Below are 22906 nucleotides of genomic sequence, written 5' to 3' on the forward strand. Positions count from 1 at the left end.
CAAGCGTAAAAACGGCCCCGGAAGGGGCCGTTTGCACATCAGGGCGTGGCGATATGCTTCGCGAACGTGTCGGCGTCGGTGTTGGTCCCGCAGAGCAGCAGGCCGACGCGCTTGCCTTGCAACGTCTCGCGCAACGGTCCGAGCAGGGCGGCGGTGGACGCCGCGCACGCCGGCTCGACCGCCAGCTTCAGTTCGCTGAACAACTGCCGCATACCGTTGCGCAACTCGCTGTCCGACACGGTCACGACGGCGTCTATATGACGGCGACACAGCTCGTAGCTGTACTGCTCGGTATGCGGGGCCATCAGCGAATCGGCGATGCTGTGCATCGCGCCCATCTTCACCGTATGGTTGGCCGCGAAACTGCGGCTCATCGCATCCGATCCTTCCGGCTCCACGCCGTACACGTGCAGCGCGGGATTCGCGAGGCGCATCGCGGTCGAGACGCCCGCCGCGAGCCCGCCGCCGCCGATCGGCACGATGACCGCATCCAGATCGGGCGCTTGCGACGTCCATTCATAGCCGAGCGTCGCCGTGCCGAGCACCGTGCGATAGCCGTTGAACGGATGGATGAACACGCGTCCTTCTTCCGCTTCGACGCGCCGCACGACATCGAATGCTTCAGCGACGTTCTCCGCGAACACGATCTCCGCGCCGAAGCGCCGGCACAACTCGACGCGCGCCGGGTTCGCCGTCTTGATGATCACGACCTTCGCGCCGACGCCCATGCGCTGCGCCGCGTACGCGACCGCAACCGCGTGATTGCCCGCCGACACGCAGGTGACGCCCGCGGCACGCTCGCTCTCGGTCAGCGCGAGGATGTTCGAGAACGCGCCGCGCGCCTTGAACGTGCCGCTTGCCTGCAACAGCTCGAACTTGAACGTGACGGGCGTGCCTTCCAGCGTCGGAAAGTCGTGCCGCTCGAAAACCGGCGTGCGTGCGACCCACGGCGCGAGCGCCATATGCTGTTCGGCGATCTCGTCGAGCGTCGGGATCGGCGTGCCGTCGATCGTGTTGTCGGTAGGCTGTATCGCGCTGGACATGGCGTGCAATGCGTTTTCCGATGGACCGATCAGCGCGCCTGCGCGTCGACCGACATGCTGTGAATGAACTTGCCGAGGAACGCTTCGCAAGCGGCGAGTTGTTCGAGCGACACGTACTCGTTCGCCTTGTGCGCCTGCTCGATGTTGCCCGGCCCGCACACGATGCTCGGCACGCCCGCGAGCGCGAAGAGTCCCGCCTCGGTGCCGTACGCGACCTTGCGCTTCTCCTGGTTGCCGGTGAGCGCGCGCACGAGTTGCGTGATGGCGGCCTGTTCAGTGGCATCGAGCCCCGGCGCCGACGCGATCTTCGAGAACTCGATCGCGCCGTTCGCGTGCTCCTTCTGCATCTTCGGCACGAGCGTCTCGCGCGTGTACGACTCGATGCGCGCGAAGATCGCTTCCGGGTCCATCGTCGGGAGATTGCGGAATTCGAAGTCGAAGCTGCATTCGGCGGGCACGGTGTTCAGCGCGTTGCCGCCCTTGATGGTGCTCGTCTGCGCGGTGGTGAAGGGCACGTCGTACAGTTCGTCGAACGGGCCTTTCGCGCGGAATTCGTCGGCGACATCGCGGATGAAGCAGATCAGGCGCGCCGCATATTCGATGGCGTTGAGGCCCTTCGGCGTCAGCGACGAATGCGCCGCCGCGCCGCGCACGCAGCAGCGGAACGCGTTGATGCCCTTGTGCGCGATGATCGGGCGCATGGACGTCGGTTCGCCGACGATGCAGCCGTCCGGACGCACGCCGCGCTTCTTGAGGTCTTCGATCATCAGCGGCGCGCCTGCGCAGCCGATTTCTTCGTCATAGGAAAGCGCGAAGTGGATGGGCTTGGCGAGCTTGGTCGACTGCATGACTGGCAGCATTGCGAGCGCGGCGCCGATGAAGCCTTTCATGTCGCACGCGCCGCGGCCGTAGAGCAGGCCGTCGCGGACTTCCGGCTTGAACGGATCGCTTGTCCAGTCCTGGCCGTCGACCGGCACGACATCGGTATGACCCGACAGCACGATGCCGCCGTTGGTCTCGCCGTCGTGCGCGGGCACGGTCGCGAAGAGATTCGCCCACTGGCCGCGCGGGTCGGTCGTGATGACGGCTTCGATGCCCGATTTGCGTAGGTCGTCGCGGACGGTTTCGATCAGGCCGAGGTTCGGGTTGCGGCTTACCGTGTCGAAGGAAATGAGCCGTTCGATCCACGGCAGGGATTGGGGCGACGACGCTTGCCCCTTGCTGGACGGTGAAGAAGCTTCGGAATGCGCCGGATCAGCGACGTATGACATTTTTCGACTCCTGTCGACCAGTGTGCGGACGCAGAGCGTCTTTGCTCTGATCGCATGCAGTTGGGATGCGGCGGGTAGGCTTCGATCATACCTCGGATAGCCGCCTTCCCGCAGGCGTTCAAAAACCCGCGAAGCCTTTACCGCACCGCCGCAACAGGCTTCCTCACCGGCCCACCCAACGCCCGCAACGTCTCCTTCACCGTAGCAATCCGCACCGCCAGATCCGGACTACGCGTCTCGATACGCAGCTTGTCCTGCCCCGCAAGCTTGATGTGCTTGTTCTTCTGCACCATCTCGATGATCTTCATCGCATCGACGGGCGGATTCGGCACGAACTGCAACGCGATGGAAAGCTCCGCCGCATCGATCTTCGAAATACCGAGCGGCTTCGCGGCCAATCGCAGCCGATGCGTCTCGACAAGCGCATGCGCCTGCGGCGGCAGCTTGCCGAATCGGTCGACGAGTTCTTCGAGAATGCCGTCGATCGCATCGCTCGATTCGCAGTTTGCAAGCCGCTTGTAGAGCGACAAACGCTCCTGCACGTCGCCGCAGTAATCGGCGGGCAGAATGGCCGGCGCGTGCAGATTGATCTCGGTCGTCGCGGCGAGCGGCGCGTTGAGGTCCGGCTCGCGACCGTCCTTCAGCGCGCGCACCGCGTCGTTGAGCATGTCGGTGTAAAGCTGGAAGCCGATCTCGTGAATCTCGCCCGATTGCTTGTCGCCGAGCACTTCGCCGGTACCGCGAATTTCGAGGTCGTGCATCGCGAGATAGAAGCCGGAGCCGAGTTCCTCCATCTGCTGGATGGCTTCGAGCCGGCGCTGCGCCTGCTTCGTCAGCGACTGCGGATCATGCACGAGCAAATACGCATACGCCTGATGATGCGAGCGCCCGACGCGCCCGCGCAACTGATGCAACTGCGCAAGCCCGAACTTGTCCGCGCGATGCATGATGATCGTGTTCGCGCTCGGCACGTCGATGCCCGTTTCGATGATCGTCGTGCACAGCAACACGTTCGCGCGCTGGCCGACGAAATCGCGCATCACGCGTTCGAGCTCGCGCTCGTGCATCTGCCCGTGCGCAACCGCGATGCGCGCTTCGGGCACGAGCGCCTCCAGCATCGCGCGGCGGTTTTCGATCGTCTCCACTTCGTTGTGCAGGAAGTACACCTGGCCGCCGCGCTTGAGTTCGCGCAACATCGCCTCGCGGATCACGCCGTCTTCCTCGCGACGCACGAAGGTCTTGATCGCGAGACGCTTCTGCGGCGCGGTCGCGATCACCGAAAAATCGCGCAGGCCTTCGAGCGCCATGCCGAGCGTGCGCGGAATCGGCGTGGCAGTCAGCGTGAGCACGTCGACTTCGGCGCGCAGCGCCTTGAGCGCCTCTTTTTGTCGCACGCCGAAGCGGTGTTCCTCGTCGATGATGACGAGCCCGAGCCGCTTGAACTTCACATCGCTCGACAGGAGCTTGTGCGTGCCGATCACGATATCGACCGAGCCTTCGTTGATCTGCTGCACCGACTGCGACACTTCCTTCGTGCTCTTGAAGCGCGACAGCTCCGCGATGCGCACCGGCCAGTCCGCGAAGCGGTCCGTGAAGGTCTGCGTGTGCTGTTCGGCGAGCAGCGTCGTCGGCGAAAGAATCGCCACCTGCTTGCCCGCCATCACCGCGATGAACGCGGCGCGCAGCGCGACTTCCGTCTTGCCGAAGCCGACGTCGCCGCACACGAGGCGGTCCATCGGCTTGCCGCTCGTCATGTCCGCGATCACCGATGCGATCGCCGCCGCCTGATCGGGCGTTTCCTCGAAGCCGAAGCTCTCCGCGAACTTCGTATAGTCGCGCGGATCGAGCTTGAACGCGAAGCCTTCGCGCGCGGCGCGGCGGGCGTACAGGTTCAGCAACTCGGCGGCGGTATCGCGAATCTGCTGCGCGGCTTTGCGCTTGGCCTTCTCCCACTGGCCGGAGCCGAGCGTGTGAAGCGGCGCGCTTTCCGGGTCCGCGCCGCTGTAGCGCGAGATCACATGCAACTGCGCGACCGGCACGTACAGCTTCGATTCGTTCTGGTATTCGAGGTGCAGAAACTCGGTCTCGCCTTCGCCGAGGTCCATCGACACGAGCCCCATGTATCGGCCGATGCCATGCTGCGCGTGCACGACCGGATCGCCCACTTTGAGCTCGGCGAGGTCGCGCACCATCGAATCGACGTTGCTCGCTTGTTCCTGACGCCGCCGCCCGGCGCGGCGCGCGAGCGGCCCGTACAGTTCGGTCTCCGTGATGATCGCGAGCTCTTCGGCTGGCAGCGCAAAACCGTTCGCGAGCGGCGCGATGCCGAGCGTGAACTTCGCGTCGCTCGTGAGCCATTCCTGGAAGGTGTCGTGCAACTCGCCGCGCAAGCCGTTGTCCGCGAGCAATTGCTGAATGGTCTCGCGCCGGCCCGCCGATTCCGCGACGAGCATCACGCGGTTGGGTGTCTGCTCCAGATAGTGACGCAGCGCGAGCAGCGGCTCGTCCGCGTGACGGTCGATGGCAAGGCCCGGCAGCGGCACGGCCCAGCCGCCTTCGGGCGTTGACGGAAACTTCAGTTGCGCGAACGGTTTGGCGAACGTGAAGAAGTCGTCGTCCGTGAGAAAGAGTCGGCGCGGCTCCAAGAGCGGACGCTCGCGGTCGTGCGAGAGGAATTCGTAACGCTGCTTCGTGTCGTGCGTGAAGCGCTTGATCGCGGCGTCGAGATCCCCGATGAACGCGAGTTGCGAGCCCTGCGGCAGATAGTGAAAGAGCGTCGCGGTGTCATCGAAGAAGAGCGGCAGATAGTATTCGATGCCCGCCGACGGCACGCCGTTGCCGATGTCCTTGTAGATCTGCGAGCGGCTCGGATCGCCCTCGAACACTTCGCGCCAGCGGCTGCGAAACGCGGTGCGCGCGGCTTCGTCGAACGGAAACTCGCGGCCCGGCAAGAGGCGCACGTCGCGCACCGGATAAAGACTGCGCTGCGTGTCGGGATCGAACGCGCGAATCGAGTCCACTTGATCGTCGAACAGGTCGATGCGATACGGCAGCGGCGAGCCCATCGGATACAGGTCGATCAGCGAGCCGCGCACGCAGTATTCGCCCGGCCGCACGACCTGGCTCACGTGCTCGTAGCCCGCGAGCGTCAATTGCGCCTTGAGCTTGGCCTCGTCGAGACGCTCGCCTTGCGTGAACGAGAACGTGTAGGCCGCGAGAAAGGACGCGGGCGGCATGCGATACAGCGCCGTCGTCGCCGGCACGATGAGAATGTCGCAGCGTCCTTCGCCGAGATCGTGCAGCGTCGCGAGCCGCTCGGAGACGAGGTCCTGATGCGGCGAGAAGGTGTCGTAGGGCAGCGTTTCCCAGTCGGGTAACAGGCGCACGCGGGCGTCCGGCGCGAAGTAGGGCAACTCGGCCGCGAGGCGCTGGGCGTCGACGGCGCTCGCGCAGACCACCGTCAGAAGCGGCACCGCCTCGCGATGCGCCGCGAGGTAACGCGCGATGGCGAGCGCATCGGCGGAGCCGGAAGCGCCGTCGAAGACGAAACGCTGACCTGCCTTGACGAGCGCGATGGGGGAAGTGGACTGCGCGTTGACGGCTTTCGAAGACATAAGGTGTGCATTGAACCGCCCGCGCGCTGCCACTTAAAAGGCGCGCGCCGGACGTGGTCGCGGAGGACCTATTATAAAATCCGGGCTTCACTTTGACTTGGCCACATGATTTTCTCGTGACTTCGCCCGCCGCCCTGTCTACCACTGCGCGTCTTTTCGCGCTCATTCCCTGCGCCGGAACCGGCAGCCGCTCCGGCGCGCCGATGCCCAAGCAATACCAGACGGTCGCGGGACGGCCGATGCTCGGCTACACGCTCGCCGCATTCGACGCGTGCCCCGAATTCTCGCAGACACTCGTCGTGCTCGCACCGGACGATCATCATTTCGACGCGCGCCGCTTCGCCGGCCTGCGCTTCGTGGTGCAGCGGCGGGGCGGGGCGTCGCGGCAGGCGTCCGTTTATAACGGCCTCGTCGCGCTCGCGGATTTCGGCGCGCGCGACGACGACTGGGTGCTCGTGCACGACGCCGCGCGCCCCGGCATCACGCCCGAGCTGATTCGCAAGCTCGTCACCGAAGTGCGCGACGATCCCGTCGGCGGCATTCTCGCGCTGCCGGTCGCGGATACGTTGAAGCGCGTCGCACCGACCATGCCCGATGCGCCGGCAGGCGGCGCGCGCATCGCGCGGACCGAGTCGCGCGACGGCTTGTGGCAGGCGCAGACGCCGCAGATGTTCCGGCTCGGCATGTTGCGCGAAGCGATCGATCGTGCGCGCCGCGACGGCCACGATCTGACGGACGAAGCCAGCGCCATCGAATGGCTCGGCCACTCGCCGAAGCTCGTGCAGGGCAGCCTGCGCAACTTCAAGGTGACTTATCCGGAAGACTTCGGTCTCGCCAGCGCGATCCTCTCGGCGCGCGCCTGACGGACCGCTCACTCTCTACTGCTAGGTGGCATCGATGGATTTCAGAATCGGACAGGGGTACGACGTGCATCAGCTCGTCGAAGGGCGCGAGCTCATCATCGGCGGCGTGACGATCCCGTATGAACGCGGGCTGCTCGGCCATTCGGATGCCGACGTGCTGCTGCACGCGATCACCGACGCGTTGTTCGGCGCAGCGGCGCTCGGCGATATCGGCCGGCATTTTCCGGATACGGCCACCGAATTTGCCGGCGCGAACAGCCGCGTGCTGCTGCGCGAGGCGGCCAAGCGCGTGTCGGAGGCGGGCTTCGCGATTGCGAACGTGGACAGCACGGTGATCGCTCAAGCGCCGAAGCTGAGTCCGCATATCGAGGCGATGCGCGAGAACATCGCCGCCGACCTCGATCTTCCGGTCGATCGCGTCAACGTGAAGGCGAAGACCAACGAGAAGCTCGGCTATCTCGGCCGCAAGGAAGGCATCGAGGCGCAGGCGGCCGTGCTGCTGCGGCGCACGTCGATCGATCATTGAGCGAGCGACGCCACGTTCGAACGACGTGGCGTCTCTCAGCGCGTTACTTTCCCTCGGCTTCGATCGTAAGCGCCACCGCGCCGATCACTGCGGCGATGCGGCCGACATCGCGCAGTTGCGTCGTCGACATGCCCTCGGTCACGAGGTTCTCGTAGTGCGACTTCACGCAGAAGTGGCACTTGCCGATGATCGACGCCGCAAGCGCGTACATCTCGAAGCGCCGCTTGTCCACGCCGCCGTGCGACGCGTACGCGTTCATGCGTAGCCCGGCGGGCTGCGTCTTCAGGTCGGCGTTGTCGGCCATCTCCAGATACGGATACCAGACGTTGTTCATGCCCATCAGCGCCGCGGCGGTGAGGGCCGCATTCGTCTCTTCGGGCGAGAGCACGCCGGCATTGCGGATGATCGATACGAGCTTCGTCGCCTTGGCCGCGTAGGCCGCAGCGAGCGCGACGCCCACCGCGTCATTGCCTTCCAGCGACGAACGGGCGATCGTGCCGTCGACGTTCAGGCGAATGTCTTTCGCATAATCGGGAACCAGCTCCTTGATCGACGACAGGAATTCCATTGATTTCTCCTATTCGATGGCGTTGAAAAAGCCCGCCGGCTCCCGAGCTTGCACTCGAAAGAAGGCGGGCTCACGCATGCGCTCGAGCGCCAGCAGGGTCAGAGCGTCGCGCCGCCGACCGCGCGGTTGCACGGACAGAGCTCGTCGGTTTGCAGGCCGTCCAGAATGCGTAGCACTTCTTCCGGATTGCGGCCCACGTTCAGGTTATTGACCGACACGTGCTGAATGACGTTGTCCGGATCGACGATGAACGTGGCGCGCAACGCGACGCCCGCTTCCTTGTCGCGCACGCCGAGCTGATCGATCAGTTCGCCCTTTACGTCGCCGAACGAGTAGTGGTTCAGCTTGTTCAGGTCCTTGTGCTCGCGGCGCCATGCGAGCTTGACGAATTCGTTGTCGACGCTGCCGCCCATCAGCACGGCGTCGCGGTCTTCGAAGTCCTTCGCGAGCTTGCCGAACTCGACGATTTCGGTCGGGCACACGAACGTGAAGTCCTTCGGATAGAAGTAGATGATCTTCCACTTGCCCGGAAACGACTGCTCGGTGATTTCCTCGAAGGCGGACTGGCCGTTTTCCTCGTGGTTGTTGAAGCCGGGTTTTGCAGCGGTGACGGTGAATGCTTCGACTTTATCGCCAACGGTCTTCATGCAACGCTCCTGTGTTCGTTGAAAGGACAACTCAAGCCAAACTACCGGAAAGCGGTAACGCGCGCATGACAGCATGGCCACGAATGCCGCGCGTCGAACCGGATCATCATAACCCCACGGCAGAACCGCTTCAAAAGGTTTGCCCAATGACGCAGATAGCTTTTTTCGAACGTGCGAGCGAGTCGCGGGGTTGAACGCGCAGGTGAATACGTGGGCTAGTCGCGCGGGCCGTCGAAGCGCGCGCCCTTCATCTGCGGAAAGTCGATGGTCACTTCAAAGCCCGGCAGCGGCGTGCGATTGCGCAGCCTGAGCGCGCCGCGCTGGCGCGTGACGAGCCGCTGCACGATCGCCATGCCGAGGCCCGTGCCGTTGGCCTGCGTGCGCGCCGCATCGACGCGATAGAAGGGCCGCGTGATGAGCGCCACCTGATCGTCGGGGATGCCGAGACCTTCGTCCATCACGGACAGCTCGACGCGCCCGTGCGCCACGCGCGTTTGCAGCGTGATGCGCGCAATATCGTCGCGTTCGCTGCGGCCATACTTCCGCGCGTTTTCGAGCAGATTGCCGACGACGCGCCGCGCATCCGTCGGATCGCCCTCGATGACCGCGCCCGGCGCGAGGTCCGTGCGCATCACGACGCCTTCGTCCGCCTGGAAGCGCGCGGCGAGTTCGCTCGCGATCATCGAGAGATCGACGGCTTCGGGCATGCGCTGCATCGGCCGCGCGTAGTCCAGGAAGCGCCCGATGATCATGTCCATCTGCTCGATGTCGTCGATCATCGCGAGCTTGGTCGCTTCGTCCGACGGACTCATTTCCGTTTCGAGCCGCAGGCGCGCGAGCGGCGTGCGCAGGTCGTGCGAGATGCCGGCGAGCATCAGCGCGCGGTCCGCTTCGAGCTGTTCGAGGTCCTGCACCATCTGGTTGAAGCTGCGGTTGGTCTCGGCCGCGACGCCCATGCCGCGTTCCGGCAACGGCTCGGGCGACTGTCCGGAACCGACCTTGCGCGCCGCGAGCGCGAGCCGCGCGAACGGCCGGTTCACGAGACTCGTGATGAACGCCGCGCCGAAGAGCGACAGCGCGAGCGCGAACACGCCCCAGCCGGCCCATTGCAGGCCCGTCACGGTGTCGAGTTGATCGCGGTCGAGCGCCACCCAGTAGTCGTCGTCGTCGATCTTGAAGCTGATCCAGACGCCCGGAATGTCGTTGACCGACTGCGCGATGATGGTGTCGTTGCCGAGCCGCCCGCGCACGTCGCGCTCGATCAGCCGGTTGAGCGATTCGTCCGGCTGGAGCTTGTACTTGTCCGTGGTCTCGCGCGGATACACGCGCACGCCTTCGTTGCTTTCCAGGTCCTGCAGCAGCGCGCGGCGCAGATCGGGATCGGAATAGAGAAGGGCGGTGCGCGTGAGCTTCACGACAGCGACGAGCTGAAGCGCCACGCGCTGCGCGCGCGGCTCGCGTTCGATCACGCGAAAGCTCTGAAACCAGGCGGTGAGGCTGACCGCGATGAGCAGCGCGATCAGCGCGAAAGTTCGCCAGAACAGGCCGCCGAACGCAAGCGCCAGTAGCCGCCTGTCGATGCGCATGGGTCTATCGGGTTCCGCTCGGTGAAGGGGATAAAGCGTATCGGACTCGCTTGAAGTGCGTGGGACTAGGCGGCGCGACGTGCTTTAGGCTGCGCCGTCAGGAATGAAGACGTAGCCGAGACCCCACACCGTCTGAATGAAGCGCGGGCTGCTCGGATCCGGCTCGATCAGCTTGCGCAGACGCGAAATCTGCACGTCGAGGCTGCGATCGAACACTTCGTATTCACGGCCGCGCGCGAGTTCCATCAGCTTTTCGCGCGACAGCGGCTGGCGCGGATGACGCGCGAATACCTTGAGCACTGAGAATTCGCCGGTGGTCAGCGGAATTTCCTGGCCGTTCTTGGTCAGCGTGCGCGTGGCAAGATTCAGCGCGAATTCGCCGAACTCGAATACTTCCGTCGTCTCGGACGGCGCGCCGGGCAACTCCGAGGGCGTCTGACGCCGCAGTACGGCATGAATGCGCGCGACGAGTTCACGCGGATTGAAGGGCTTCGGCAGATAGTCGTCCGCGCCCATTTCCAGACCGACGATGCGGTCCACGTCTTCGCCCTTCGCCGTGAGCATGATGATGGGCGTGCGGTCGTTGCTGCCGCGCAGACGGCGGCAGATGGAAAGGCCGTCTTCGCCGGGCAGCATGAGGTCCAGCACGAGCAGGTCGAAACGCTCGCGCACCCATAGCTTATTCATCGACGGGGCGTTTTCCGCGACATACACGTTGAAGCCCTGCTCGCCGAGATAACGCCGAAGCAGATCACGCAGGCGCGGATCGTCATCGACTACCAGAATTTTCGAAGGATTTTTGGTTTCCATGGCGGCATCTTAGCGCGTTTGTTCAAACGCCGAGTTTGTAACAAAAGCGAGTGTAACAGTTAGTTACAAAATTTACGGGACCTGTGGCACGGCCCCTGACTTCTCTGCGTACACTGCTTTACCTAAGCCCGCCATTCGGTAGATACTCCATTAGACCAGCGGCCCCGTGCGGCGCGACCAGGCCGCGTGAGACGCATGAAAAGAATGAGGCTGTCCGGTTGTCGAGCAACGAAGGGAACAACATGAAGGGAGCGCGGCGGCGCGGACCTGTGCGCACCGAGCGCATTTTCAGAAAGACGTTAGTGGCTAGTGCGCTGTACGCTGTACTGAGCGCACAGCATGCCTATGCGCAATCTTCCCGCTTCGCTGCGTCGTCGTCTTCGTCTCCCTCGCAATCCTCGAACGAGTTCGACCGCTCCGTGCACATGCCCGCCGGTCGCTACGACGGCCGCATGATCCGCGCCCAGGATCGCACCGGCAAAGGCTCGAACAAGCGCGAGCGCGACGGCAAGCCCGCCGCGCTGCAACCCGTGCAGCAAGTCGAAGACACTCCGCCCGCGCGGCCGCCGCGCCACACCGTCATGACGGCCGACGAGCGGCGCCTCTTGCGTCAGCACATCGAAGAGGCCGTGCGGGATCTGTACAAACGCTGATTCACACAGGGACGAACGCGATGAACCGACGTGAGTTCCTGTCGATCGCAAGCGTCGCCGCAGTACAACCGGTCGCGCTCTGCCGCGCATCCGAAGCGCGTCGCTCGTTGACGAGAGCGCTCGTTGTCGTCGACTTCAACGGCGGCAACGACGGACTCAACACGGTCATTCCGATCGCCGATCCGCGCTACTACGCGCTGCGGCCGACGCTCGCCATTTCGCGGGATCACGCGTTGCGCATCGACGAGCGCACCGGTCTGCATCCGTCGCTGCGTGCTCTGATGCCCGCGTGGCATGCGGGCGAATGCGCCATCGTGCAGGGTGTCGGTTATGCGCGGCCGAACCGCTCGCACTATCGCGCGCAGCAGATCTGGCACACGGCATCCGAGGCGGACGAATATCGCCGCGATGCGTGGCTCGCGCGCGTGCAAGCGCCGCAAACCGCGATGGTTCATCCGGCAAGCGCGCCGTTCGATCCGCAATCCTTCACCACATCCTGCGAGGCGGCTGCGCGCGTCATCGCGGCGAATCGCGCGCAGAGCTGCGTCACCCTGATCCGACTCACGCTCGATGGCTTCGACACGCACCAGCATCAGGCGGCGCGACATGCGGCGCTGCTCGCGCAGTTCGCGGACGGCGTCGCTTCGCTGCGGGCCGCGTTGCTCGCGACAGGCGACTGGCGCAACACGCTCGTGATGACTCGTTCGGAGTTCGGACGATCGGCGCGCGAGAACGACACGCGCGGCACCGATCATGGCGCGGCCGCGCCGCAGTTCGTGCTGGGCGGCGCCGTGCGCGGCGGGGTTTTCGGCGAAGCGCCGCGACTCGACGCTCTCGACGCGGACGGCGGGCTGACGGCCGCTGTCGACTTCAGACGGCTGTGCGCCACCGCGCTCGATGCATGCTGGAACGCGAACGCCGCCGATGTGCTCGGGCGGCCGTTCGCGCCGCTGCCGGTCATGCGCGCGTGAGGTTCGGGCTTAGCGCGTGCGCTAGTTTTTGAGCGGCTGTTCGCGCCGCTGCCGATTATCCGCGTGTTAGATCCATGCTCACTATGTGCGCCATGGTTGTCGGGCGGCTGTCGGTGCAGTTGCCGATCACGCGCGCATGAGCCTCGCGCTTACCGCGTGCGCCACGTGATCCAGAGCTTGCGGATCGGCGTGAGCGTAATGCGCTGGTGCAACACCTTGAAGCCTTCGCGCTCGATTTCATCGAAGCGGGCCAGCGACAACGCCGCCTGTGCCCGCAACACGCGCTGCGAGGCACGCTCGGCGGGCGGAATGGCGGCAACCGCTTCGTCGAGCGAGCGGCGCGCGCGCTCGGTCTGAAAGCGCATGAGTTCTGTGAAAGCGTCGCTGTACTTGCGGTTGATGATATCCGCCGCCGTGACATTGAACCGCTGCAATTCGTCGATGGGCACGTAGACGCGGCCGTTGCGCGCATCGTCGCCGATTTCCTGCACGCGTTCGGCGAGCAGCAGCGCCGAGCCGACCGGCGCGGCCCACGACGACACGTCCCCGCGCGCGGGCGGACTCGCGGTGGCACACGCGACGGCGGTCGCGAACGCGCCGCCCGTCTGGTCCAGATAGCGCCGCAGGCCGGGCCAGTCCAGATAGCGCGCCTGGTCGAGGTCCATCGAGAAGCCGTCGACGAGCATCGACAGCGACGCGCGGCCTTCTTCGTCGAGCAGGCCGCTTCCGTCGGCGTGAGCCTGCAGCGCCTTCGTGACCGGATGCGTCGGCTCGCCGAGATAGAGGCGCTCGAGTTCGCTCTGCCACCACACGTGCTTGGTGCGGCCGATGGTCGGATCGCTCGTCTCCTTCACCGTTTCCTCCAGTTCGCGATACAGCGCATAGAGGGCGGTGAGAAGCGGCTGACGCGCGGCCGGAGCCCGGCGCAGCGCGTAGTACGTGCCTGAGCCTTCGGGAGCGGCCTTTTGCTGGCAATAGTCGTCGAAATTCACGGACGGGAAGCTTGTGGTGGGGAAGGCGAATAGGTTGTTCTGGGCTCGCGGTTCGCCGCGCGTCGAGCGAGACGGGCGCTCATTTTATCCCGGCGCGGCTTTCGCAGCCGCCCGCGCCGCGCTGCCTGCGCGTGTGCGCCGACCCACCGACGCGCCGAACGGCCCGCGCAACACTGCGCGAAACACGCACACGCGCGAGACCAACGGAGACAGCCGCCATGCCGCTCAGCAAAACGGAAACCAAACAATTCGGCGACAAGTGCCTGCCGCTCATCGTGAGGAGCGTGGCCACGGGCCTCGGCTTCGATTTTCGGGTATGCCCGCGTCAGATGAGCGTCTCGCCGACGCCCGGGCTGCATATCACGGCGGCGCGTCGGGCGGACGCGAAAGCGTCGTATCCGCTCAACGTTTTCGTGTACTTGCCGCCGTCGAGCGTGCGCCAGTTTCTATCGAACCTGGACCGGCCGATTGCCGCCGCGCGTGCCAGCGAGCGCGTGCCGGAAGAAATCAGGAAGCTGATGAATCAGACGGGCGTGGACTTCGCGGGACGATCGCAAGAGAAGGGCGAAGTGATGATGGTCGAACTGAGCGACATCGCGCTGTAGCCGCTCTGAACGAGCGGTGAGGGGAGTGGTGCGAGGAGGGGGACTCGAACCCCCACACCCTTGCGGGCGTCAGGACCTAAACCTGGTGCGTCTACCAATTTCGCCATCCTCGCAGCACGGGGGCTGTGCGAGGCAGCGGATTGAATCCTGCCGCACTTGACACCCCCCGTGTCCGGCACCGGTCCACTGTGCCAAGCCGGGCATTCTAACGCATTCGTCAGGCGATGTCTGGGAATTTGCGTGACGACTGCATGGGTCGCCGCGCCATGGTGGCGATAGGGGCTTCAGCATTGCGGCGAGGCAGGCGTCTGCCTAGAATCTCGCTCAATCTTTCCGTTTCGCTTTCTCGCTCCCAATGACCCGCAACGCGCGCAATCGCTTCGTCGCATGGCTCGGCATCGCCGCCATGTGGCTCGCCATTGTCGCGCCGGTCATCAGTCAGAGCATCGCCGCGCGCAACGCGGCACTCGATCCCGAGGCGCCGCTCTGTACCGTCAGTACGCTAGCGAGCTTCTTCGCGCAAGGCGGCGAGCACGCTGATCACCATGCCGCGCATGTAGACGCCGACGAGCACGCCGGCCATCACGACGCCGCAAGCCACTTCGACGCCTGCGCGTATTGCGGGCTGCTCGCGCATCATCTGCCGGTCGCTTCGGCGGCGGCGGATGCAGTCACGCCTGTCGAGCGCGTCACGCGCGCGGCGCCCGTCGCGGCGGTCGACGCCGCCCGCTCGAAGTCGTTCAACGCCGCGTCTGCGCGCGCGCCGCCCGTCGTTTCCTGAAGCCGTTCTCCGTTCGATCGCTTCGTTGTTCGTCAGGCGCCTGAGCGCCCGGCGACGCGCGCGCTCGCTCGTCAGCTCATTCAGGAACTCCCTATGTTCACGCTCCTCCCGCGAGCGCGCCGACACGCGCGCCGTCGCGCCGTCGCGTCCTTGCACGCCGCATTGCCGCTATCCTTCTTCGCTCATGCTGCATGGCCGGCCACGCCGGCAGCCCCGGCCGCTTCCGATACCGAGACCACGCTCGCGCCGGTAATGGTGACCGCGCAGTCAGCGTCCCTGAAATCGCCGCTCGATCCGAACCTGCCCGCGAGCGTCGCGACCGTCACGGCAGACGAGTCACAGTACTGGAACGTCGTCACGCCAGAAGACGTGCTCAAGTACGCGCCGGACATGGCCGTGCGCAAGCGCTTCATCGGCGACGTGAACGCGCCGATCGCCGTGCGCGGCACGAGCAACGCGCAAACGGCGCGCGGCCTCGTGTATGCCGACGGCCTTCTGCTCAGCAATTTCCTCGGTAACACGTTCACGTTCGCGCCGCGCTGGTCGATGGTCTTCGCCGACGACATCGCGCGCACGGACGTCGTCTACGGTCCTTACTCGGCGCTCTATCCGGGCAACTCGATCGGCGCTACCGTCGCGATCACGACGCGCATGCCGACGCAGTTCGAAGCCGACGCGAAAGTGCAGGCCTTCACGCAGCACTTCGACCTCTTCGGCATCAACCGCAGCTTCAACGGCACGAACACGACCGCGACCGTCGGCGACCGCATCGGCAAGCTGTCGTTTCTGATCGGCGTCGATCATCTGGAAAACACCGGGCAGCCGCTGCAATTCGCGACGCTCGCGCAGTCGAAGACGCCCGCCACCGCCGCCGACCGGCCCGTGACCGGCGCGACGTTCTACACCGATCAGAACGGCGCGCGCACGGCGGTGCTCGGCACGTCGTCGGAAGGCATCGAGCGCACGTTTCAGGACCAGTTGCGCGTGAAGCTCGCCTACGACATCACGAACACGCTGCAAGCCGGCTTCACGCTCGGTTACTGGCATCAGAAATACAACAGCGATACGACGACCTTCCTGCGCGACGCGGCCGGCAACCCGGTGTATAGCGGGCGCGTGAACATCGGCGGGTTCGAATACACGATTCCCGCCGCGACGTTCGCGCCGAGCATGGGATCGAGCGAAAACTTTCTCTACGGCCTCACGCTGCGCACGCACCACGACACCGGCTGGAACGCGGAAGCAATCGCGTCGTACTTCGACATCACGCAGAGCATCGCGCGTACGGCGAGTTCCGGCGTGCCCGGCGACGGCCCCGGCACGCTCACGGACGGCTCCGGATCGGGTTGGAAATCGCTGGACTTGCGCACGAGCTGGACGCCGACCGTGCGCTCGGGAATGGCCGCGCATGCGCTGTCTTTCGGCTATCACTACGACAACTACTTTCTCGACAACGTGAGCTCGAACACGGCCGCATGGCGCGATGGCGCGGGCATCTCGTTCGCCAACGCGTTCGGCGGGCGCACGCGCACGCAAGCGGTCTATGCGCAGGACGCGTTTCGCTTCCTGCCGCGCTGGGCGTTCACCTACGGCGTGCGTTACGAGGACTGGAACGCCTATGACGGCACGCGGGCCGTCGGCGCGACATCGCTCGATTACGGCAATGCGAGCCAGAGCCACTGGTCGCCGAAGGCGTCGCTTTCTTTCGACGCCACCAACGATTTGACGTTGCGGGCATCCATCGGGCGGGCGTACCGCTTTCCGACTGTCGGCGAGCTGTTCCAGGGGCAAATCAACGGCGTGTCGATCGTCAACAGCAATCCGAACGTGCAGCCCGAAGACGATCTTTCGAAAGAACTGACCGCGGAATGGGCGCACGGCAACGGTATGTACCGCTTCACGCTCTTTCAGGACGACGTAAAGAACACCATCCTGAGTCAGACGAACACGACCGTCATCCCGAACGTCACCAACTTTCAGAACATCGACAAGGTGCGTTCGCGCGGCGCCGAAGCGAGCTACGAAGGGCAGGACGTGTGGTTGCGCGGACTCGATCTCGCCGCCAACGTCGCGTACACGCAGTCGAAGATTCTCGCGAACAGCGGCAATCCGGCGTCCGTGGGCAAGTACTTCTATCGCATTCCGCTGTGGCGGGCGAACGCGGTGGCGACCTATCGCGCGAACGCGAAAACCGCCGCGACGCTCGCGGTGCGTTATTCGGGACGCCAGTACAACACGCTCACCAACACGGACGTCAATCCGGACACGTATGGCGGCACGAGCACCTACGCCGTCGTCGATGCCAAGTTCTCCTACAAGCCGACCAAGCGCACGGAACTGGGCATCGGCGTCGACAACCTGTTCGATCGCCGCTACTACGTGTTCCACCCGTATGCGGGACGCACGTTCTATGTCGAAGGACGCATCGGCATCTGATCTTCATTCATTCGCATTCGTTCGATTCCAAAAGGACACGTCATGCAAGCACAACCCTTCACGCCCGCTTCGACGCAGGGCGACGCCATTGCCGAGCGCCGCACGCTGTGGCGCTGGCACTTCTATGCCGGCCTCTTCGTGATGCCGCTTCTCGTCGTGCTCGCCATCACGGGCACGCTGTATTGCTTTCAGCCGCAGATCGAGCCGATGCTGTACCGCGACCGCATGGTTGTCGCCGATACGCACGGTCCGCGTCTTTCCACCGATGCGCTGCTCGCCAAAGCCGTCGCTCACGAGCCGCGCGGCGCGGTGCCGACGCTCGCCCAGATCGACACGCGTCGCACGCGCAGCGCCGAATTCGTGTTCCGCCTGCCGTCGGGCGAGAGCGAGAGCGTGTACGTGAATCCGTACGACGGCGCGGTGCTCGGCACGCTCTCCGTCGAGCATCGGCTGATGAAGCAGATCCGCAATCTGCATCGCGGGCTCATGCTCGGCAAGACCGGCGAACTCGCAATGGAACTCGCGGGATGTTGGACGCTCGTGATGATCGGCACGGGCGTCGCGCTATGGTGGCCGTGGAGCGGCGCGGGCCGTCGCGCGGGCGGCGTGTGGCTGCCGCGTCTTACGCTCGAAGGCCGCGCGTGGTGGCGCGATCTGCACGCGGTAGGCGGCGTGTGGCTCGCTATCGGCGCGCTTTTCTTCGTGTTGAGCGGACTGCCGTGGTCCGGATCGTGGGGCAAGCAGTTCAAGGCGCTGGCGACGTCCGCATCGCTCGGCTATCCGAAAGGGGCGTGGGGCGAGGCGCACGTCCATTCGAGCGTGCCGGCCGATCACGCGATGCACGCCATGCCGATGAAAATGGACGATCTCCCGCTGCATCAGACGCCGTGGGCCGTCGGCGCGACGGACGTGCCGCAGACCGCGAAGGCGTCGGCGGCGGCGAGGCTTTCGCTCGACGATGTGATTGCGCTCGCCGCGAAACAGGGCGTGACGAGCGACTACGGGATCGCGCTGCCCACGTCGCGGAAGGGCGTCTACACGGTGTCGTATTTCCCCGCCGATCCCCGCTCGGAACGCACGCTGCACATCGACCAGTACAGCGGCCGCGTGCTCTCCGACATCTCGTACGGCACCTACGGCACGGTCGCGCGCTTCATCTCGTATGGCACGTCCTTGCACATGGGGCGCTATTTCGGCCTCGCGAATCAGATCGCGTGTTCGGCGATCTCGCTCGGGCTGGCCGCGCTTTCGGTGACCGGCTTCGTGATGTGGTTCAAGCGCCGTCCGTCGCGCACGCTCGGCGCGCCGTCGCGGCCCGCAACACGCCCGCCGATGCGCGCGTGGCGCGCCGGCCTCGCGCTCGTCGGCGCGGTTTTCCCGTTGATGGGGCTGACGATGCTAGCGGTCTGGTGCCTCGACCGCCTCGCGTTCGGCGCGCGGGCACGAGCGCAAGGCTGACGCTATTGCGCGGCACCGAACTTCAAGCGCGTCAGTTGCTCCGCTTCGTTTGGCGAGCAGACGCGCGGCGTCGCGAATCGCGACGTCGAGCGTGATGGAGCCCGGCGCGGGCGAGAATCGGGGCGCGGGCACAGGCGCGAATCTAGCGCCGCCTCTTCCTCATGCGACGCCGAATCTCAAGCGCGTCAGTTGCACCGCTTCGTTGGCGAACAGGCGCGCGGCGTCGCGAATGGCGACATCGAACGAGAGTCGGGGCGGGGTCAGCGCAAACCTGATGGCGGCCTTCTCTTATGCGACGCCGAACTTAAAGCGCGTCAATTGCTCCGCTTCGTTGGCGAGCAGACGCGCGGCGTCGCGAATCGCGACATCCAGCGTGATCGGGCCGGGCGCGGGCGAGAAGCATCCGCTGAAAAATTCCGAGAGGCGCGGCAGCGCGGCCGGATCGATCGCGCCGGAGAGCAGCGACGCCGGCACGCCCGACGCCCGCGCATGCTTGCACGCGATGAAGGGCGCCTTGCCGTGCAGCGTCTGCACGTCGGAGCGGCCTTCGCCCGTGATCAGCCAGTTCGCGCCTTCCAGCGCCGCGTCCAGACCGATCTCGCGCGCGACGACTTCCGCGCCGGTCTCGAAGCGCGCGCCCAGCATGTGAAGCGCGAAGCCGAGACCGCCCGCCGCGCCCGCGCCCGGCTCGTTTCGTTTCACGAGACCCATCGCCGGTTCGAGCCGGTCCGCGAAATGGGCGAGGGCGGCGTCGATGGTGGCGATCTGCTCGGGCGTCACGCCTTTTTGCGGCCCGAAGACGGCGGTCGCGCCGTGCTCGCCGGTGAGCGGATTATCGACATCCGACATGCCGACGAACTCCGCTTCCTTCACGCGCGGATCGAGCCCCGATGCGTCGACCCGCGCGATCTTGCTGAGCGACGACGGCACCGGCGCGAGTTCGTTGCCGTCGGCGTCGAAGAGCTTCACGCCGAGGCCGACGAGCAGCCCGGCGCCGCCGTCGTTCGTGCTGCTGCCGCCGAGCGCGACGAAGAACCGGCGCGCGCCGGAGTCGAACAGCGCGCGAATCGCCTCGCCCATGCCGAGCGTGCTGCGTTCCGTGACGGGCACGGCCATGCCGTCCGGGTCCGTGATGCCGACGACTTCCGCCGTCTCAATCATCGCGCTGCCGTCGGCGAGCAGTCCCGTCGCGGCGTCGCGACGTGCCGCCGCCGCGCCGCGCACGTTGAGCATGCGGCGCTCGCCGCCGGCCGCGAGCATCGCGTCGAGGGTGCCTTCGCCGCCATCGGCCATCGGGCGAATGCGGATTTCCGCGTCGGGCCGCGCCCGCCTGAAGCCTTCCGCGATCGCGTCCGCGACGCCTTGCGCAGAGAGCGATCCCTTGAACGAATCGGGCGCGATGACGACAACGGGAGCGGGCGTGGCGGACGTAGTAGGCATGGTGTCTCGAATGTTCTGTTTGAAGCGCGGCGTCGGACAACTGCGCGCAGATTGGGTCAACGACGCGCGGCAAGCTTAGCAGCGCGCCGTGTCCGGCAAAATAGCGCGGCTGCGATAGCGGGAATTGTGCGCGGCCGCGACCGTCCGGAAAACGGGGATTTACGCCGTATCCGCGCCCTAAATCCGCCAAAAACGCCCGAGAAACGCTTCACGCGCGTTCACGCAAGCAGGCCGGCCTGATTTGTTTGCTAAAATGCTGGGCTCTGTTGGCTGACTCGCTCGGCGACGGTCCGGGCGTCTTCGAAACGCGCATGACGCGCGCTTTCGCGAATCGGGCGTCGAAGTGGCGAGCGCCGGCAAGCTCACCGGACCCGCGCCTTTAGAACCGCGGAAGAACCGACCACCGAACGAACACCGAATTACTCTAGGACGATTGAAGCCATGGCTAACGTAGTTGAAAACCTCGGCAAGCTCGAACGCCGCCTGACCATTTCCCTGCCGAAAGACTCGGTGCAGAAGGAAGTGGATTCGCGCATCCGTCAGTTGGCCAAGAACGTGCGCATGCCGGGCTTCCGCCCGGGCAAGGTGCCGCTCAAGATGGTGACGCAGCAGTACGGCGGCCAGGTCGAGGCCGAAGTGCTGAGCGACAAGGTCGGCAAGGAGTTCTTCGATGTCACGCGCGCGGAAAACCTGCGCGTCGCGGGCCAGCCGAGCTTCGCGCCGAAGGCCGAGCCGGCCGCCGACGCGTACGCGTTCGACGCGACCTTCGAGGTCTATCCGGAAGTGAAGCTGGGCGATGTCGCCACCGCTGAAATCGAGCGCACCGTCACCACCATTTCGGAAGCCGAAGTCGACCGCACGCTCGAAATCCTGCGCAAGCAGCGCGTGCATTTCCACCCGCGCGGCGAAGGCGGCGAGCACGGCGACGGCGGCGCGGACACCGCGGCGCAGAACGGCGATCGCGTGACGCTCGACTTCGTCGGCAAGCTCGACGGCGTGGAATTCGAAGGCGGCAGCGCGCAGGATTTCGCGTTCGTGCTCGGCGAAGGCCGCATGCTGCCGGAGTTCGAACAAGCCGCGACCGGCCTGAAGGTCGGCGAAACGCGCGAATTCGACCTGAAGTTCCCCGAGGACTACCACGGAAAGGAAGTGGCGGGCAAGACGGCGCAATTCACGATCACTGTGAAAAAGGTCGAATGGCCCCATATGCCGGCAGTGGACGCGGAATTCGCGAAGTCGCTGGGCATCGAAGACGGCGATCTCACGAAGATGCGCGCCGAGATCAAGGACAACCTGGAACGCGAAGCCAAGCGCCGCACGCAGCAGATCGTGAAGAACCAGGTCATGGACGCGCTCCTGAAGATTTCGGAGCTGGACGTGCCGAAGGCGCTGATCGAGCAGGATCAGCAGCGCCTGGTGGAAATGGCCCGTCAGGACCTGCAGCAGCGCGGCGTGCCGAACGCAGCGGACGCGCCGATTCCGGCGGAAATGTTCGCCGAGCAAGCCGAGCGCCGCGTCAAGCTGGGCCTCGTGCTGGCCGAGCTGGTGAAGGCGAACGACCTGCAGGCGAAGCCCGAACAGATCCGCGCTGAAGTGGACGAATTCGCGAAAAGCTACGAAGACCCGAAGGAAGTCGTCCGCTGGTATTATTCGAACCAGCAGCGCCTCGCCGAAATGGAAGCGTACGTCGTGGAAAGCAACGTCGTCGAATTCGTGCTCGGCAAGGCCAAGGTGACCGACAAGGAAGTCAGCTTCGAGGAACTGGCCAGCGCAACGGCGCAAGCCTGACGCGGAAAGCCAAGGGGCGTGCGGGGTCGTCGGAGGGCGGCCCGCACGCCTTTTTTGCATTAAAGTTGTGCATGCACGTGCCGTTCTTTTGATGTTCCTTCGTCGATCAGTATCCCTATTCCGAACAAGGAAATTGCATGACCTTTCGCGCTGAATTGCTCGATACGTTGGCGTCCCACGCTCCGCGGGACTTCGAAGCCCAGGCGCTCGGCCTCGTCCCGATGGTCGTGGAAACGAGCGGCCGTGGCGAACGTGCCTATGACATCTATTCCCGGCTCCTGAAGGAGCGCGTGGTGTTCCTCGTCGGCGAGGTCAACGACCAGTCGGCGAATCTCGTCGTCGCCCAGTTGCTGTTCCTGGAAAGCGAGAATCCCGACAAGGACATCAGCCTGTACATCAACAGCCCGGGCGGCTCGGTGTCGGCCGGCATGGCGATCTACGACACCATGCAGTTCGTGAAGCCGGACGTCTCCACGCTGTGCATGGGGCTTGCTGCCAGCATGGGCGCGTTCCTGCTGGCGTCGGGCGCGAAGGGTAAGCGCGTCGCGCTGCCCAACGCACGCGTGATGATTCACCAGCCGCTCGGCGGCGCACGCGGCCAGGCGTCGGACATCGAAATTCAGGCGCGGGAAATCCTGTACCTGAAGGAACGTCTGAACCAGTTGCTGTCGCATCACACGGGTCAGCCGGTCGAGCGCATCGCGCGCGACACGGATCGCGACAACTTCATGTCCGGCGACGACGCGCAAGCCTACGGCATCGTCGACCAGGTGCTGCACAAGCGTCCCTGAAGGCGTCCGGAGCGGCGCCGCGCCGGCCCCCTAAACAGGGCCGGGCAATGCGGATGGCGCATG

At 65.3% G+C, this 22906-nt stretch carries 19 protein-coding genes and 1 tRNA gene; 10 read left to right on the forward strand and 10 right to left on the reverse strand.

What is annotated here, in order from left to right; genetic code table 11:
• Positions 1-38: 38 nt before the first annotated feature.
• The 3 genes from NCR34_RS07060 to mfd all read right to left on the reverse strand — a co-directional run bounded on the left by NCR34_RS07060 (position 39) and on the right by mfd (position 5928).
• Positions 39-1043: a threonine ammonia-lyase gene (locus NCR34_RS07060; protein WP_250499453.1), complete on the reverse strand. Its 1005-nt coding sequence runs from the start codon at positions 1041-1043 to the stop codon at positions 39-41.
• 29 nt (positions 1044-1072) lie between these two features.
• Positions 1073-2314 carry an acetylornithine deacetylase gene (gene argE / locus NCR34_RS07065; protein ID WP_175940264.1) on the reverse strand — a complete coding sequence of 414 codons (1242 nt, stop codon included), beginning with the start codon at positions 2312-2314 and terminating at the stop codon, positions 1073-1075.
• 137 nt (positions 2315-2451) lie between these two features.
• Positions 2452-5928 (reverse strand): transcription-repair coupling factor, encoded by a 3477-nt coding sequence (gene mfd / locus NCR34_RS07070; RefSeq protein ID WP_250499454.1) that lies wholly within the window; start codon positions 5926-5928, stop codon positions 2452-2454.
• A 203-nt stretch (positions 5929-6131) separates the two neighbouring features.
• Here mfd and ispD point away from each other — a divergent pair, with 203 nt between their 5' ends.
• On the forward strand, positions 6132-6791 hold the full coding sequence (ispD, locus tag NCR34_RS07075; RefSeq protein ID WP_250499455.1) for a 2-C-methyl-D-erythritol 4-phosphate cytidylyltransferase: 660 nt from the start codon (positions 6132-6134) through the stop codon (positions 6789-6791).
• A gap of 34 nt (positions 6792-6825) precedes the next feature.
• Positions 6826-7317 (forward strand): 2-C-methyl-D-erythritol 2,4-cyclodiphosphate synthase, encoded by a 492-nt coding sequence (gene ispF / locus NCR34_RS07080; protein ID WP_206468103.1) that lies wholly within the window; start codon positions 6826-6828, stop codon positions 7315-7317.
• 43 nt (positions 7318-7360) lie between these two features.
• Here ispF and NCR34_RS07085 read toward each other — a convergent pair whose 3' ends face one another.
• The 4 genes from NCR34_RS07085 to ompR form a co-directional block, all read right to left on the reverse strand.
• Positions 7361-7885 carry a carboxymuconolactone decarboxylase family protein gene (locus NCR34_RS07085; protein WP_159836112.1) on the reverse strand — a complete coding sequence of 175 codons (525 nt, stop codon included), beginning with the start codon at positions 7883-7885 and terminating at the stop codon, positions 7361-7363.
• A 98-nt stretch (positions 7886-7983) separates the two neighbouring features.
• Positions 7984-8532, reverse strand: coding sequence for a peroxiredoxin (locus NCR34_RS07090; protein WP_175940269.1), 549 nt, complete (start codon positions 8530-8532; stop codon positions 7984-7986).
• 215 nt (positions 8533-8747) lie between these two features.
• On the reverse strand, positions 8748-10118 hold the full coding sequence (locus tag NCR34_RS07095) for an ATP-binding protein (protein WP_175940270.1): 1371 nt from the start codon (positions 10116-10118) through the stop codon (positions 8748-8750).
• An 84-nt stretch (positions 10119-10202) separates the two neighbouring features.
• Entirely contained in the window at positions 10203-10928 is a 726-nt protein-coding gene (gene ompR / locus NCR34_RS07100; RefSeq protein WP_008349770.1) for an osmolarity response regulator transcription factor OmpR, read from the reverse strand.
• Positions 10929-11197: 269 nt separating this feature from the next.
• Here ompR and NCR34_RS07105 point away from each other — a divergent pair, with 269 nt between their 5' ends.
• A complete protein-coding gene (locus NCR34_RS07105) occupies positions 11198-11581 on the forward strand; it encodes a hypothetical protein (protein ID WP_250499456.1) in 384 nt (127 codons plus the stop codon).
• Between the two features lie 20 nt (positions 11582-11601).
• Entirely contained in the window at positions 11602-12552 is a 951-nt protein-coding gene (locus NCR34_RS07110) for a DUF1501 domain-containing protein (RefSeq protein WP_250499457.1), read from the forward strand.
• Positions 12553-12701: 149 nt separating this feature from the next.
• On the opposite strand, the gene NCR34_RS07115 is transcribed toward NCR34_RS07110, so the two are convergent.
• Positions 12702-13544: a squalene/phytoene synthase family protein gene (locus tag NCR34_RS07115; protein ID WP_250499458.1), complete on the reverse strand. Its 843-nt coding sequence runs from the start codon at positions 13542-13544 to the stop codon at positions 12702-12704.
• 218 nt (positions 13545-13762) lie between these two features.
• On the opposite strand from NCR34_RS07115, the gene NCR34_RS07120 reads away from it, so the two are divergent.
• Positions 13763-14149: a hypothetical protein gene (locus NCR34_RS07120; RefSeq protein ID WP_175940273.1), complete on the forward strand. Its 387-nt coding sequence runs from the start codon at positions 13763-13765 to the stop codon at positions 14147-14149.
• A 26-nt stretch (positions 14150-14175) separates the two neighbouring features.
• Here NCR34_RS07120 and NCR34_RS07125 read toward each other — a convergent pair.
• A tRNA-Leu gene (locus NCR34_RS07125) sits at positions 14176-14262 on the reverse strand.
• A 242-nt stretch (positions 14263-14504) separates the two neighbouring features.
• On the opposite strand from NCR34_RS07125, the gene NCR34_RS07130 reads away from it, so the two are divergent.
• The 3 genes from NCR34_RS07130 (at position 14505) to NCR34_RS07140 (ending at position 18824) form a co-directional block, all read left to right on the forward strand.
• The gene (locus NCR34_RS07130; RefSeq protein WP_250499459.1) at positions 14505-14930 is read left to right on the forward strand and encodes a DUF2946 domain-containing protein; all 426 of its coding nucleotides are present in this window, start codon (positions 14505-14507) and stop codon (positions 14928-14930) included.
• A 93-nt stretch (positions 14931-15023) separates the two neighbouring features.
• Positions 15024-17366, forward strand: a complete 2343-nt coding sequence (locus NCR34_RS07135; protein ID WP_250499460.1) for a TonB-dependent receptor — start codon at positions 15024-15026, stop codon at positions 17364-17366.
• A 42-nt stretch (positions 17367-17408) separates the two neighbouring features.
• Positions 17409-18824, forward strand: a complete 1416-nt coding sequence (locus NCR34_RS07140; RefSeq protein WP_250499461.1) for a PepSY-associated TM helix domain-containing protein — start codon at positions 17409-17411, stop codon at positions 18822-18824.
• 288 nt (positions 18825-19112) lie between these two features.
• Here NCR34_RS07140 and NCR34_RS07145 read toward each other — a convergent pair whose 3' ends face one another.
• Positions 19113-20264 (reverse strand): glycerate kinase, encoded by a 1152-nt coding sequence (locus tag NCR34_RS07145; protein ID WP_250499462.1) that lies wholly within the window; start codon positions 20262-20264, stop codon positions 19113-19115.
• 441 nt (positions 20265-20705) lie between these two features.
• Here NCR34_RS07145 and tig point away from each other — a divergent pair, with 441 nt between their 5' ends.
• Together tig and clpP are read left to right on the forward strand one after the other, a co-directional pair.
• Complete coding sequence (gene tig, locus NCR34_RS07150) at positions 20706-22052, forward strand: trigger factor (RefSeq protein WP_248322202.1); 1347 nt, start codon at positions 20706-20708, stop codon at positions 22050-22052.
• Positions 22053-22189: 137 nt separating this feature from the next.
• Complete coding sequence (clpP, locus tag NCR34_RS07155) at positions 22190-22843, forward strand: ATP-dependent Clp endopeptidase proteolytic subunit ClpP (RefSeq protein ID WP_014191278.1); 654 nt, start codon at positions 22190-22192, stop codon at positions 22841-22843.
• The last annotated feature ends 63 nt before the right edge of the window (positions 22844-22906 follow it).

It is taken from the genome of Caballeronia sp. GAWG1-5s-s (assembly GCF_023631445.1).
Lineage (GTDB): Bacteria > Pseudomonadota > Gammaproteobacteria > Burkholderiales > Burkholderiaceae > Caballeronia.